This is a genomic window from Stenotrophomonas sp. RIT309 (assembly GCF_000632045.1).
Classification (GTDB): domain Bacteria; phylum Pseudomonadota; class Gammaproteobacteria; order Xanthomonadales; family Xanthomonadaceae; genus Stenotrophomonas; species Stenotrophomonas indicatrix.
Genome location: NZ_JFYS01000011.1, coordinates 89,592 through 104,241, shown reverse-complemented (window position 1 = coordinate 104,241; position 14,650 = coordinate 89,592). Strand labels below are relative to the sequence as shown.

9 protein-coding genes are annotated in these 14,650 nt (G+C 68.0%); 3 read left to right on the top strand and 6 right to left on the bottom strand.

Translation table 11 applies throughout. The features are described 5' to 3' along the window. Positions 1–286 precede the first annotated feature (286 nt). The 3 genes from BW38_RS13105 to BW38_RS13115 form a co-directional block, all read right to left on the bottom strand. Complete coding sequence (locus BW38_RS13105) at positions 287–3,307, bottom strand: ligand-binding sensor domain-containing diguanylate cyclase (protein ID WP_032975818.1); 3,021 nt, start codon at positions 3,305–3,307, stop codon at positions 287–289. Between the two features lie 213 nt (positions 3,308–3,520). After that, the gene (locus tag BW38_RS13110; protein WP_025875397.1) at positions 3,521–4,912 is read right to left on the bottom strand and encodes an ATP-binding protein; all 1,392 of its coding nucleotides are present in this window, start codon (positions 4,910–4,912) and stop codon (positions 3,521–3,523) included. A 6-nt stretch (positions 4,913–4,918) separates the two neighbouring features. After that, positions 4,919–5,647, bottom strand: coding sequence for a response regulator (locus BW38_RS13115; protein ID WP_032975821.1), 729 nt, complete (start codon positions 5,645–5,647; stop codon positions 4,919–4,921). A gap of 205 nt (positions 5,648–5,852) precedes the next feature. On the opposite strand from BW38_RS13115, the gene BW38_RS13120 reads away from it, so the two are divergent. From BW38_RS13120 to BW38_RS13130, 3 genes are read left to right on the top strand one after another with little or no spacing between them, the layout of a single operon-like run. Further along, on the top strand, positions 5,853–7,091 hold the full coding sequence (locus BW38_RS13120; RefSeq protein ID WP_025875401.1) for an efflux RND transporter periplasmic adaptor subunit: 1,239 nt from the start codon (positions 5,853–5,855) through the stop codon (positions 7,089–7,091). Beyond that, entirely contained in the window at positions 7,088–9,046 is a 1,959-nt protein-coding gene (locus tag BW38_RS13125) for a MacB family efflux pump subunit (RefSeq protein WP_032975817.1), read from the top strand. The genes BW38_RS13120 and BW38_RS13125 overlap by 4 nt, the downstream gene beginning before the upstream one ends. Next, positions 9,043–10,482: an efflux transporter outer membrane subunit gene (locus tag BW38_RS13130; protein WP_032975816.1), complete on the top strand. Its 1,440-nt coding sequence runs from the start codon at positions 9,043–9,045 to the stop codon at positions 10,480–10,482. Before BW38_RS13125 ends, BW38_RS13130 begins: the two co-directional genes overlap by 4 nt. A 146-nt stretch (positions 10,483–10,628) precedes the next feature. Here the strand turns inward: BW38_RS13130 and rlmB are convergent, their stop codons facing one another. The 3 genes from rlmB to rnr form a co-directional block, all read right to left on the bottom strand. Then, positions 10,629–11,372 carry a 23S rRNA (guanosine(2251)-2'-O)-methyltransferase RlmB gene (gene rlmB, locus BW38_RS13135; protein WP_025875407.1) on the bottom strand — a complete coding sequence of 248 codons (744 nt, stop codon included), beginning with the start codon at positions 11,370–11,372 and terminating at the stop codon, positions 10,629–10,631. 129 nt (positions 11,373–11,501) lie between these two features. Continuing rightward, on the bottom strand, positions 11,502–11,987 hold the full coding sequence (locus tag BW38_RS13140; protein WP_025875409.1) for a GFA family protein: 486 nt from the start codon (positions 11,985–11,987) through the stop codon (positions 11,502–11,504). Between the two features lie 167 nt (positions 11,988–12,154). After that, positions 12,155–14,614 carry a ribonuclease R gene (rnr, locus tag BW38_RS13145; RefSeq protein WP_032975815.1) on the bottom strand — a complete coding sequence of 820 codons (2,460 nt, stop codon included), beginning with the start codon at positions 14,612–14,614 and terminating at the stop codon, positions 12,155–12,157. Positions 14,615–14,650 lie beyond the last annotated feature (36 nt).

Genomic DNA, 14,650 nt, shown 5'->3' with positions numbered 1-14,650 from the left:
GGCGGCCTGCGCAGGGGACGCTGCAAGTACATCCCTGTAAGCTCGGTCGCCGCATCCATGCGGCTCACGCCCCTGTGCAGCCCACCCGCCCGGCCACGGACAGTTTCCCGGGCGCCACGGAAAGATCAGAAAAGCGGGAGCAACAGCGGGTCGCTGCGCTCGATGGATCCTGCCGGCTAGGGCTGTGGTGAGTCACCTTTTTGGTGGGTGCCGACCGTTGGTCGGCACGCCGATTGGTACGGCAATGCCAGTAGATCCACGCCATGCGTGGATGCTTTGCATTGGATCAACCGATGCTCGTGCGATCCCGGCCGTCACTCTTCGCACGGTACAACGCGCGGTCGGCGCGCTGGTACAGCAGTGCCGGGGTGCGGTCGTCGCCGTCCAGTTCCACCAGGCCGGCGCTGAAGGTCACCCGCAGGCCGGGGATGCCGGCCCAGTCCGGGTGGTCATGGAACAAGCCACGCAGGCGCGCGCACAGCTGCGCCGCTTCCTCCAGCCGGGTGTCATTGAGCAGCAGCGCGAATTCTTCGCCGCCGGTGCGTGCCGGCAGATCCGAATCACGGCTGGCGGCGGCGATCACCTGGGCCACTTCCACCAGTACCGCATCACCGATGCTGTGGCTGTGCTGGTCGTTGACGTCCTTGAAGTGGTCGATGTCCAGCACCACCAGGCACAGCGGATGGCCGCTGCGCTGGGCGCGGGCGAAGTCGCGGGCCAGCGCCTCGTCGAAGCCGCGACGGTTGGCCAGCCGGGTCAGCGCGTCTTCGCGGGCCTGCCGTTCGAACGCCTCGGCCTGCCGCGCCAGGCGCTCGGCCAGCTCGGTCTTCTCCTGGTTCAGCGCCTGCAGGTGCACGGTCTGCGCCTGCAGGTCGAAGGTGGCCTCGTCCACGCGCCGTGCCAGGCGCAGGTTGCTGGCCTTGTACTGCTGCAGCAGGAAGCGGTACAGCGCCACCAGCGCGGACAGCAGCACCAGCCCGATCAGCGCCTGCACGCTGTGCCGCTGCCACCAGAATGGCTCGACGGTAAAGCTCCACACTGCTTCCTGATGCCCCCAACTACCACCCGGGTGCGCGGCGGCCACGTGCAGCGTGTAATCACCCGGCGGCAGGCCGACGAATTCCACGCTGCGCTGCGGGCCACGTTCCACCCAGCCGTTGTCCAGCCCTTCCAGCCGCGTGCGGTAGCGGATGCGGTCGGACATCAGGTAGCTCAGGCCCACGTAGCTCACCGCAAGCCGTCGCCCACCGGGAATCAGGTTGCGCTCGGGGCCTTCCCAGTGCACCGGCGCACCGTCGACCTGTACGTTCTCGATTGCCGCAGGCGGTGCGGGACGTTCACGGAAACGCTGCAGCCGCTGCGGATCGACCGTGCTCAAGCCGCCGGCGGTCACCACCCAGAACGTGCCGTCCTGGCGCAGGATCGCCGAGGGACCGGAGCTGCCGTTGGCCTGCGCATTGGCCATGCCGTCGATCTCGTTGTAACGCTCCACCGTGACCCGCGGCGCGCGTCCGTCGGCCACGGCGTTGAGCGTGGCCATGTCGGTGCGCAGTACTCCGCGGTTGCTGCTGATCCACACGTTGCCCAGTCGGTCGGGCACCAGCTGGAACACCGCGTCCACCGGCATGCCCTGCTCCAGGCCCACCCGTGCCAGCGTCCCCGCCTGCCAGCGGTACAGCCCACGGTCACTGCTGATCCACATCGCATCGCCGATCTGGTGGAAGCCGAACACGCTGCGGCCACCGCCCAGCGGCGCCAGGTCGATCGACTGCACCTGGTCACCGCGCAGCACGCGGACGCCTTCAATGGTGCCGATCCACAGATTTCCCTGGTGATCGTGTTCCAGCGCGGTGGTCAGGCCTCCCGGCATGCCAGGAACGGTGGGCACGGTTACCTGGTCACCCTCGATGCGGACCACGCCCTTCTGCGTCCCCGCCCAGACCACGCCGTCAGGCGCGATGCTGATCGCACGGATGTTGCCGCCAGGCAGGCCATCGGCCGCCGCGTAGTTGTGGCGAAGCCGTCCATCGGCGTGCAAGCGGTAGATGCCGTCGCCGAAGGTGCCCACCCACAGATCGCCGCCGGCATCCTGCGCCAGGCTCAGCACCGAAGGCGCCTTGCCACCGCGGTTGTGCAGCGGTATCGCACGGAATCGACCGTCGGCTGTCTGCAGGTCCAGGCCGCTGGCGCTGCCCACCCACAGGTGGCGGTCCCGGTCTTCGAGCACCGTGCGCACGTAGTCGCCGCTGAGGCCGTCGCGTTCGGTGTAACTGCTGAACAGGGTTTCGCGCAGGCGGTACAGACCGCCATTGGCACCCACCCAGATGCTGCCCTCGGCGTCTTCACGCAGGCTGACCACGCGCCCGCCGGGCAGGTTCAGGCCCGCCGGCAGGCGCTCCAGGCCATGTGCCGAGATGCGCAGCAGCCCTTGGTTCTCAGTGCCCAGCCACAGGTCGCCATGGCGGTCCTGCAGCATGGCGGTCAAGTGCAGCTGGCCAGGCAGCCGGTGCACCAGCACCAGGCGATCATCCTCCACCCGGTACAGGCGCTCGCCCGCGACGATCCACAGCGTGCCATCGGGGGCGCGATAGGGCCACGACAGGCCCTTGTCCACGCCCCACGCTGCTGGCGCGCGCTGCAGTACGCCGGCGGTGTCGCGCAGCACCAGGCCGTCGAGGGTGCCGATCCAGACCCGGTCCTGCGCATCGACCGCCATCTTGGTGAAACTCATCGCCAGCGGCAGGTCCGGCGGCGGGCGCTGGTAGACGATGCCCTTGTCCGGGGTCAGATAGCCAATGCCCTTGCCCTCGTACAACAGCCACAGGCGCCCTTGGCTGTCCATCTGCATGGACTGGATCAGCACCTGCGGCGTATCCGGTTGATGTTCCCAGACCCGCCACTGGCCGTCGCTGCCGCGGTGGCTGACATTGCCGCGCGAATCGCTGATCCACAGACCGCCCTGCGGGTCGACCAGCAGCGCGCCGATGCCGTTGTCGCGCAGCCCCGGCCGGGTGCTGCGGTCGAACACGGTGAAATCCAGGCCGTTGTAGCGCACCAGGCCTTCCCAGGTGGCGAACCACAGGTGGCCTTCCGGGGTCTGCGCGATGTCGCGCAGCGAGTTGTGCGGCAGACCATTGCGCGAGGTCCACACGTCGATGGCGTAGTCGCGCAACGGCGGCGCGCCACTCTGCGCGGCCAGTGGCGTGGCAATCGCCAGCAGCAGCCACAGCAGACCCACCTGCAGCAGGCGACCGATGTTCTCCGCGTGGCGCCCCGCCCGGCGCCTGCCCGCCCCCTGTCCGCCCATCAGCGCAGCGGCGGCGGCCAGCTACGGATGCCGGTGGCGGCAGCAGACGCGAACAGGGACAGCCGCACCGCGCAGGGCGGCATGCCAGCAGGAACAGGCAGGCTCATCGGACGAAGAATGGGGAAGTACGCAGATGATAGGGCAAACCCTGTCACCGGCGTCACCGCGCCCGGGCAGCCCGGCGCAACCGGGCCGGGTCCGGGATCGATGCCGCTAGCGCGCCTCGGCGCTGGTCGACCACTGCACCACCGCTTCCAGCCCACCTTCGGGGCGGTTGCGCAACCACAGTCGGCCCCCGTCCTTCTCGGCCAGCGCGCGGGCGATGGTCAGGCCCAGGCCGGCACCGCCGGTCTCGCGCGAACGGGATGTCTCCACGCGCACGAACGGGTCGAACACCGCTTCCAGCTGGTCATCGGCCAGCCCGGGGCCATCATCGGCGATGACCACCGTGATCGTGCCCTCGCCGCGCTCGACACGTACCCGGGCGCGTTGCGCATACATCACCGCGTTGTCCACCAGGTTGGAGAACAAGCGATGCATCGCCAGCGGGCGCAGCATCAGCACCGCGCCGCTGCGGCCTTCAAAGACAACGTCGGCGCCGTCCTCGGCGGTGTCCTCGACGATGCTCTCCAGCAGCGAATCCAGGTCCAGCGCGGCGCGCTGTTCGGCACTCTCCGCACTCCGAGCCAGTTCCAGCCCCTCGCGTACCAGTGCCTGCATCGCAGCCAGGTCGCCGATCAGGCGCTCGCGCAGCGTCTCGTCGGTCACGTTTTCCAGGCGCAGGCGCAGCCGGGTCAGCGGCGTCTGCAGGTCGTGGGTGATCGCCGCCAGCATCTGCGTACGTTCGGCCAGGTGGCGCTGCAGCCGATGCTGCATGGCATTGAAGGCTTCGGCGGCGCGCTGCACTTCACGCGGCCCGCGCAGCGGCAAGGGTGCCCGCTGCAGGTCATCGCCCAGGTCCTCGGCGGCGGCCGCCAGCTCCTGCAGCGGCGCACTGGCCATGCGTGCAACCACGTAGGCCAGCACGGCAATGGCCAGTACCAGCAGGGTCAGGAACAGCGGGTCCACGGCGAGGATGCCGTTGTGCGCGATCGCCGGCGAATCCAGGGCGAGTTTCAGCAACGTGCCGTCGTTGAGCACCACGTCCACCGCCCGGCACTTGGGCGGGATGAAGGTGGGATCGCGTTCGTGTGGCGGCTTGCGGTGGCCCGGCGGCGGTGGCGGCAGCAGGTCCTGCAGCTTGGGAATGCACGAACGGAACGAGGCGAAGTGCACATGCGCCCGCGACACCGGGCCCGGGCGGTCTTCCAGTACTTCCATCAGCGCCTTGTCGGCCCGCCCGATGCGCGCGCCGGGCTGCAGTGCCCGCACGCTGGGGCCACCGATCTCCAGCAGCCGCTCGCGCAGCTCCGGGTTGCCGTCGAGCAGGTTGATGTAGCCCTGCAGGCGGTCGGCGATGCGGTTCAGGTTCTGCCGCTCGAATTCCTGCTGCCGCTTGGAACTGGCCAGCATGGTCGCGCCGATCGCGGCCACGCTCATGCCCAGCAGCAGGATCACGAACAGCCGTCCGACCATCGAGGACAGGAAGTGGCGCAGGCGCTTCATCGCGGCTTATTCCAGGTTGACGGCCGAGGCCAGCACGTAGCCTTCGTTGCGCACGGTCTTGATCAGGCCATCGGGGCCACCGTCATCAGCCAGCTTGTTGCGCAGCCGGCTGACCTGCAGGTCGATCGCCCGGTCCTGCGCTTCGTAGTTGCGGCCGCTGCTGAGGGCCACCAGCTGCTCGCGCGAGAGCACCTTGTTGGCATGGGCGATGAACACCCGCAGCAGGCGGAATTCGGCGCCGGACAGCACCACCACGCGCCCGTCCGGATCGACCAGGTGGCGATGCTCCAGGTCGAAGATCCAGCGTGAGAAACGCGCACGGCGCACCGCCAGCGGTTCCAGGTTGGCCGGCAGCGCTTCGGTACGGCGCAGCACGTTGCGGATGCGCGCCAGCAGTTCACGCGGCTCGAACGGCTTGGCCAGGTAGTCGTCGGCGCCCATTTCCAGGCCGAGTACGCGGTCGATCGGCTCGGCGCGCGCGGTGAGCATGATCACCGGCGTGTTCGAGCGCGCGCGAAGGTCGCGACACAGGGTCAGGCCATCCTCGCGCGGCAGGTTGAGGTCGAGCACGATCAGGTCCACGTGTTCGCGTTCCAGCAGCTGGCGCATGCTGGTGCCATCGGCGGCGGTGCTGACCTGGTAGCCAGCACGGCCGAGCTGCTCGGCCAGCAGGGTGCGGATATCGTTGTCGTCATCGACGATCAGCAAACGGTGCATCGGGTTATCAGTCTCCATGTCGCGAATCATCCCGTGTCGGCAGCTGAACCGCATCCAGGCCAATGCGTACCACTGTATCCCCTGCAGTGCGGGATACCTGCCGATACGCAGTCTCGCAGACAGTGTTACATAGAGACACACCCCGAGGATTGAGCACAGCGTCGCTCGATCTTCACAATGCCCACCAACGCCGCCGCTGCGGCCCCCAGAGTGAAGCCGCCACGTGATCTCCCGCCTGTTGCCCGCGACCCGCAAGGGTCGCCTGATGTTGATCGCCCTGATTGTCCTGATCGCCGCTGTATCCGCCTGGTGGCTGCTGCGCAAGCCTGCCGCACCGGCGCTGGCGACCACCCCGGTCAGCCGCGGCGACATCGAGCAGACGGTGGAAGCTACCGGCGTGATCGACGCCTACAAGCTGGTCAGCGTCGGCGCGCAGGCCTCCGGCCAGATCAAGTCGCTGAAGGTGCAGCTGGGCGATACGGTGAAGGAAGGCGACCTGATCGCCGAGATCGACGCCACCACCCAGCAGAACCAGGTGCTCAACGCGCAGGCCTCGCTGGACCAGGTGACCGCGCAGCGCGCAGTGCAGCAGGCCACCCTGCGCCAGGCCGAACTGGAGTTCGCACGCCAGCAGCAGATGCTGGCTGCCGAAGCCACTTCGCGCCAGGAATACGACGCCGCCGAGGCCCAGCTGAAGACCGCGCGTGCGCAGCTGCAGTCCTACGAGGCGCAGATCAAGGGCCGCGAAACCGAACTGGGCACTGCCCGTGCCAACCTGGCCTATACCCGCATCGTCGCGCCGATGGACGGCACCGTGGTGGCGGTAGTGGCCGAGGAAGGCCGCACGGTGAACGCCAACCAGACCGCGCCGACCATCGTGATGCTGGCACGGCTGGACGTGGTGACCGTCAATGCCGAGGTGTCCGAGGCCGACGTGGTCAAGATCAAGGCCGGCATGCCGGTGTACTTCACCACGCTGGGTGACCCGGACCGCAAGTACCACGCCACGCTGCGGCAGATCAATCCGGCACCGGCGTCGATCGCCAACGAAAGCTCGTCCAGTTCCAGCAGCTCGTCCAGTTCCAGCTCCAGCAGCGCGGTCTACTACAACGCGTTGTTCGACGTCGAAAACCCCGATGGCACCCTGCGCATCGACATGACCGCACAGGTATCGGTGCTGCTCAAGCAGGCCAAGGGCGTGCTGATGGTGCCGGCCGTTGCACTGGGACCGAAGTCGCGCGATGGCGAGCGCATCGTGCGGGTGGTCGACGACAAGGGCCAGCCGCAGCCGCGCAAGATCAAGGTCGGCATCAACAACGGCGCCAACGTCGAGGTCCTGTCCGGCCTGAAGGAAGGCGAGCGCGTGGTGGTCGGCGAAGGCGGCGCTGCGGCAGCCGCTGGCGGCGGCAACCGTGGCGGCATGCAGATGCGGGTCGGCGGCCCGGGCATGGGGCGCCGATGAGCATGACGGCGCCACTGCTGCGCCTGCGCGACCTTCGACGCGAATTCCCGGCCGGTGAAGATGTCATCGCCGTGCTGCGCGACGTCAACCTGGACATCCATGCCGGGGAGATGGTGGCGATCGTCGGCCAATCCGGGTCGGGCAAGTCCACGTTGATGAACATCCTCGGCTGCCTGGACCGCCCGACCCGTGGCAGCTACCAGGTGGCGGGCCGCGAGACCGGGAAAATGGCGCCCGACGAGCTGGCCGAGCTGCGCCGCGAGCACTTCGGTTTCATCTTCCAGCGCTACCACCTGCTGGGTGATCTCGACGCACGCGGCAATGTGGCCGTACCGGCGGTGTATGCCGGCAGCCCCGGCCCGGTGCGCACCGCGCGTGCCGAGCAGCTGCTGCAACGGCTGGGCCTGGCCGACCGCATGCACCACAAACCCGGGCAGCTGTCCGGTGGCCAGCAGCAGCGCGTGTCGATCGCGCGCGCGTTGATGAACGGTGGCGAGGTGATCCTGGCCGACGAACCGACCGGCGCCCTGGACACGAAATCCGGCGAAGAGGTGATGGCCATCCTCGGCGAACTGCATGCCGAAGGCCACACCATCATCATCGTCACCCACGACATGAGCGTGGCCGAGCACGCACAGCGCATCATCGAGATCCGCGACGGCGAGATCATCGCCGACCGTGCCAATCCGGCCGCGCCCAGCTACCGTGCGCAACGCGAGCCGAGCGCTGGCGTGGCCCATGGCAGCAGCTGGCAGGCCGCCCGCGACCGCTTCACCGAAGCGTTCCGGATGGCCCTGCTGGCGATGAACGCCCATCGCCTGCGCACCTTCCTGACCATGCTCGGCATCATCATCGGCATCGCTTCGGTGGTCTCGGTGGTGGCACTGGGCAACGGTTCGCAGCAGCAGATCCTGCAGAACATCAGCGCGCTGGGCACCAACACCATCGACGTCTACCCCGGTCGCGGCTTCGGCGACATGCGTTCGGCGCGGGTGCAGACCCTCAAGGCCAGCGATGCCGATGCCCTGTCACGGCAGAGCTACGTCGACAGCGCCACCCCCAGCGTGTCCAGTTCGGTCACCGCGCGCTACCGCAACCAGTCGGCCACCGCGCAGATCAGCGGCGTCGGCGAGCAGTACTTCCGGGTGAAGGGCGTGAGCCTGCTCAGCGGCAGCTTCTTCGACACCGACGCGGTGAAGGGGCTGGGCCAGGTGGCGGTGATCGATGAGAACACCCGGACCCAGTTCTTCCCCGACAGCGATCCGATCGGCCAGGTGATCCTGCTCGGCAACGTGCCGGTGCGGGTGGTCGGCGTGGCCAAGAAGCAGAGCTTCGGTTTCGGCGGCAGCACCAGCCTGAGCGTGTTCGTGCCCTACACCACGGTGATGTCGCGCATGCTCGGGCAGAGCCACGTTTCCAGCATCACCGTGCGGGTGAACGATGAAACGCCGATGGATGCGGCACAGGAAGCGATCACCCGGCTGCTGACCATGCGCCACGGCACCGAGGACTTCTTCCTCAGCAACAGCGCCGAGATCCGCGACACCATCGAACAGACCACGCGCACGATGACCCTGCTGATCGGCGCCATTGCCGCCATCGCGCTGCTGGTCGGTGGCATCGGCGTGATGAACATCATGCTGGTCTCGGTGACCGAGCGCACCCGCGAGATCGGCGTGCGCATGGCGGTGGGGGCGCGGCAGAGCGACATCCGCCAGCAGTTCCTGATCGAAGCGGTGCTGGTATGCCTGCTCGGCGGATTGCTTGGCATCGGCCTGGCACTGCTGATGGGCGTGTTGATCGGCCGGTTCGCCAGTGATTTCCAGGTGCTGTTCTCCACCGCTTCCATCATTGCCGCCTTCGCCTGCTCGACCCTGATCGGCGTGGCGTTCGGCTTCCTGCCGGCACGCAGTGCCGCCCAGCTCGACCCGGTGGAGGCCCTGGCCCGCGAATGAAGATGATGACCCGACTGCCCTTCCCCGCTCCCTCGCGCCTGCTGCTGTCCGGCGCCGTGCTGCTTGCACTCTCCGCCTGCGCTTCCGTGGGCCGCTATCCGGTCGAAGACCCCAGCGTTGCCGCCACCTATGGTCGTGGCGATGCGACCCTCAACGCACCGGCCGACGACCCACGCAGTGGCCTGGATACGCCGGCCCGCGACATCCGCCAGGACAACTGGTGGACCGGCTTCGGCGATGAGCGCCTCGACCGCCTCGTCGCGCAGGCGCTTGCCGCCAACAGCGACCTCGGTGCGGCCGGGCTGGCGGTGCAGCGTGCACGCCTGCAGGCCGGGCTGGCCAGCAACGCGCTGTGGCCGCAGCCTTCGTCGTCCGGCGTGAGCGGCAGCGGCAGCCGCGCCACCGACCAGGCCGACGACTGGCGCCGCAGCTATTCCACCGGCGTGTCGCTGGGGTGGGAAATCGATCTGTGGGGCCGCCTGCGCAGCCAGCGCGACATCGCCCGCTGGGAGGCCGACGCCAGCGAAGAAGACCGGCAGAACACCGCCCTGCTGGTGATCGGCGATGTCATCAACCAGTACTGGGCACTGGCCTACCTCAACCAGTCCATCGCCACCGGCCAGGCCAACCTTGAGCGGCTGCAGCGCACGCACGAACTGGTACAGGCGCGCTTCGATGCCGGTGCGGTTTCGCGCCTGGAAGTACGCCAGGCACTGCAGAACCTGCAGTCGCAGCGTTCGGCGCAGAGCGCGCTGGAACAACAGCGGGTGGAGGTGCGCAACGCGCTGACCGTGCTGCTGGATGGCACGCCGTGGCCGCAGCAGGACGAACCGCAGAACCTGCTGGAGGCGCAGAGCCCGACCATTGCCGAAGGCCTGCCCGCCGACCTGCTCGGCCGCCGGCCCGACCTGCGCGCGGCCGAACTGCGGCTGCGCAACAGCCTGAAGACGATCCGGGTGACCGCCACCCAGTACTACCCGGCACTGAGTCTTACCGGCAGCCTGGGTTCCAGCGCCACCTCGCTGGGCGATGTGCTGCGCAATCCGGTGGCGACACTGGGAGCTGGGCTGTCGCTGCCCTTCCTCAACCTGCAGCGCGCGCAGCTGGATACGGACGTGGCCGGCACCAACTACCAGATCGCCGCCACCAACTTCCGCAAGACGCTGTACACCGCGCTGTCGGAGGTGGACAACGCCTTGTCCGCACGCGAGCAGCTGCTGCGCCAGGTAACCGCGTCGCAGGCGTCCTACGATGAAGCGGTGGAAGTGGAACGTGCGCAGGAAGTGCGCTATCGCGTGGGCGCCACCGATCTGCGCACCTGGCTGGAAGCGCAGCAGACCCGGCGCGACGCGGAACTGTCACTGGCACGGGTGCGGCAGAGCCAGTTGAACAACGACGTGACGCTGTTCAAGGCGCTGGGAGGCAACGCGGGGTAAGGCATCCGGAGCGCCAACCAAGGTTGGCGACTACCGCCTGCCCGGTAGGTGTCGACCTTGGTCGACACGGCAGATCAGAAAAAAGGGTCAGATCCCTTTCCCGTGGGAAAGGGATCTGACCCCGATCGGGTCTCCGCAGCTGTCGATCAACCGCGCTGGCGCACGGCCTCGAACAGGCTGACACCGGCAGCAACCGAGACGTTCAGGCTCTCGATCTCGCCCGGCATCGGAATCTTGACCAGGCCATCGCAGTTTTCGCGGGTCAGGCGGCGCAGGCCGTCGGCTTCGCCGCCCAGCACCAGGGCGATGTTGCCCTTCAGGTCCAGCTGGTACAGCGACGCAGTCGCCTCACCGGCCAGGCCGTAGATCCACACGCCCTGCTTCTGCAGGTCCTTCAGGCAGCGCGACAGGTTGGTCACCGCCACCACCGGAATAAGGTCGGCAGCGCCGGCCGAGGTCTTGCGCACGGTGGCGTTGACCGTGGCCGACTTGTCCTTGGGAATGATCACGGCGGTAGCGCCGGCAGCGGCGGCCGAGCGCAGGCAGGCGCCGAGATTGTGCGGGTCCTGCACCTCGTCCAGCACCAGCAGCAGGGCCTTGCCTTCCGCAGCCGTGACCAGCCCTTCCAGCTCGTTCTCGTTGTAGGTGCGGGCGGCGGCATAGCGTGCGGCCACGCCCTGGTGGCGCACCGAACCGCCCACGCCGTCCAGCGCCTGGCTGTTGACCTTGCGCACGTCGATGCCCTTGCGGCGGGCGTTTTCCTCGATTTCGACCAGGCGCGGGTTCTTCGCACCGGCCTCGACCAGCACTTCGCGGACGTTCTCGGCGTCGTTCTCGATGGAGGAGGCGACGGCGTTGACGCCGACGATCCACTGGCTGTTCTTGCTCATGCGGGCAGGACCGGAAAGGGGGTGGCTATGGTAGAGCATCGGCGGACGCGGCGCTGCGGCGGCTGGCCGGTAGCGCCGGGACATGCCCGGCGACCGTTGTCCGTCGCCCCCGCCGGGCATGGCCCGTCGCTACCCGCGCGTGCGCGGCGGCCAGTGCGGGGTGTCGTGGTCGGGATGCTGGTGGGAAACGACCGTGGCCAGGAATTCCAGCGCGGCCATGTCCTGTTCCGTACGGCGTGCCGGCAGTCGGCCCAGCCCATCGACGAAGGGCAGCTTGCGCTCGACGCCGTACTGAAGGGTCGGCGGCAGTCGTTCAGGCTGGTCGAACGCACCGGCGGCCACCGCCACGCCATCGGGGGCCTCATAGGTCAACGGCGTGCCGCAGTCGGCGCAGAAGCCGCGCCGCACTACGTTGGACGACTGGAAATAGCGCGGTTGGCCACGGGTCCAGCTGAACTGCACACCGCGCACCGACACCAGCGGCGCGTAGTAGGCGCCGAAGGCCTTCTGGCACATCCGGCAGTGGCAGATCGAGCTGTCGGTGAGCTCGCCCCGCGCCTGGAAGCGGATCGCGCCGCACTGGCAGCCGCCGCTGTATTCGGGTTGGCCCTGCATTGCTGCTTTCCTCCGGAACATCGTGTCGACCAAGGTCGACACCTACCGATGGGGAGCGTGTCGAGCAAGGTCGACACCTACCGATGGGGACGTGCCGCCCGGGACCGGCGCCTACCGGGATGGTCGGCGCCGGCGTGGCAGGTGCCGACCGTTGGTCGGCACACCTTTCAGTACTTCTTCTTCGCGCGCTTGGCTGGCTTGCCGCGCTCGGGTAGCGGGGCCGGGCCTGCTTCCTCTTCCTCGCCCTTGTGCTCGACCAGGCGGAAGTCGATCTTGCGTTCTTCCATGCTGGCCTTCAGCACCAGGATGCGCACCTGGTCACCCAGCCGGTAACTGCTGCCGCGACGCTCGCCGGTCAGCGTCTTGCGGGTCGCGTCGAACTTGTAATAGTCCTGCGGCAACTGGGTCACGTGCACCAGGCCCTGCACCTTCGAGTCGGCCAACTCCACGAACAGGCCGAAGCTGGTCACGCCGCTGATCACGCCGTCGAACTGGCCACCGACGTGTTTTTCCATCCACGCCGCGCGGTAACGCTCATCCACTTCGCGTTCGGCCTCATCGGCGCGACGCTCACGCTCGGAACACTGCAGTGCCAGTGCTGCCATCTCGCGGGCGGTGTAGGTGAACTTGTCCAGCGGCTTGCCCGACAGCGCATGCTTGATCGCCCGGTGCACCAGCAGATCCGGGTAACGACGGATCGGCGAGGTGAAGTGCGCATACGCTTCCAGCGCCAGGCCGAAGTGGCCGTTGTTGTCGGGGCTGTACACGGCCAGGCTCTGGCTGCGCAGCAGCACCGATTCCAGCAGCGTGGCATCGGGACGGTCGCGGATCTTCTTCAGCAGCTTGGTGTAATCACCCGGGCGCACCTTCGACCACGGCGGCAGGCTCAGCTTGAACTCCTTGAGGAATTCCAGCAGATCGGCGTACTTGGTCTCCGGCGGCTTCTCATGCACGCGGTAAGGCGCCGGCACATGGCGCGACAGCAGGTACTTGGCCGCCTCCACGTTGGCCGCGATCATGCATTCCTCGATCAGCTTGTGCGCATCGTTGCGCACCAGCATGCCGGCCTGGGTGACTTCACCGCGGTTGTCGAGCACGAAGCGGACTTCACTGCTTTCAAACTCGATCGCGCCACGCTTGCTGCGCGCCTTCGACAGCACCTTGTACAGCTGGTGCAGGCGCTGCACCTGCGGCAACAGGTCACCGATGAAGGCCTTGGCACCGGCATCGTCCTCGCCCACCGCCTGCCACACCTGGGTGTAGGTCAGGCGCGCATGCGAATTCATCACCGCTTCGTAGAAGCGCGAGCCGGTCACCTGGCCCTCGCGGTCGATCTGCATGTCGCAGACGAAGCACATGCGGTCGACCTTCGGCATCAGCGAGCAGATACCGTTGGACAGCGTTTCCGGCAGCATCGGCACCACGAAGCCGGGGAAGTACACCGAGGTGGCGCGCTTCTGTGCTTCATCGTCCAGCGGCGTGCCGGGACGGACATAGTTGGAGACATCGGCAATGGCCACCACCAGGCGGAAGCCATCGGCGTTCGGCTCGCAGTACACCGCGTCGTCGAAGTCCTTGGCGTCCTCGCCATCGATGGTCACCAGCGGCGTGCTGCGCAGGTCGACGCGGCCGCCGATCATCGCCGGCTCGACCACCAGCGGTACCGAGGCGGCTTCGTCCAGCACCTCCTGCGGGAACTCGAACGGCAGCTCGTGGCCGTGGATCGCGGTTTCCACCACCAGCGAGGCAGTCAGCTTGTCGCCGAGCACGGCGATGATGCGACCGATCGGCGGACGGCGGCTGTCCGGTGGCTGGGTCAGTTCGCAGACGACCAGCTGGCCATCGTTCGCGCCGCCGGTCTGGTCCGGCGGCACCTGCACGTTGCGCTGGATGCGCTTGTCATCGGGCACCACGTAGTTGATGCCCATCTCGACGCTGAAGCGGCCGATCAGGCGCGTCATGCCGCGCTCGAGCACGCGGGCGATGCTGCCTTCGCGACGGCCGCGGTGGTCAATGCCGGTGACACGTGCCAGCACCTTGTCGCCGTGCATCACCTTGCGCATTTCATAGGGCGGCAGGAACAGATCGTCACCGCCCTCGACCGGGCGCAGGAAGCCGAACCCTTCCGGATTGGCGATCACCACGCCGGTGACCAGGTTCAACGTCTGGATGGGCGCGAAGCCGCCGCGGCGGTTCTGCACCAGCTGGCCGTCGCGGACCATGGCGCCAAGCCGGCGCGACAGCGCTTCGGCACGGTCCGGTGCGGTCAGGCCCAGGCGCGCGCCGAGTTCCTCAGCCGTCTGCGGCCCTTCGCAGCGTTCCAGCAGGGCCAGGATGGCCTCGCGGCTGGCAATGGGTTGTTCGTACTTTTCCGCTTCGCGGGAGGCGTAGGGATCATCGATCACCTTGCCCGCCGGTGGCAGCTTGCGACCCGTTGCCGGGCCCGGCGGCTCGGCGTTGCGGCGGCCACGCCCCGGAGGCGGTGCACCGCCTTCGGCCAGTGCGGGGAGCCAGCCCGGCAACGGCTTGCCCGGCTTGTTGTTGCGGGCAGTGCCCTGCTTGGTGCCCTTGTTGGGGGCTTCACTGCGGGACTTGCTCCCGCCCTTGCTTGGTTTTTTGGTAGTCATCGCCCTCCATGGTAGCCGCTGTGGGCGTGCAGAACG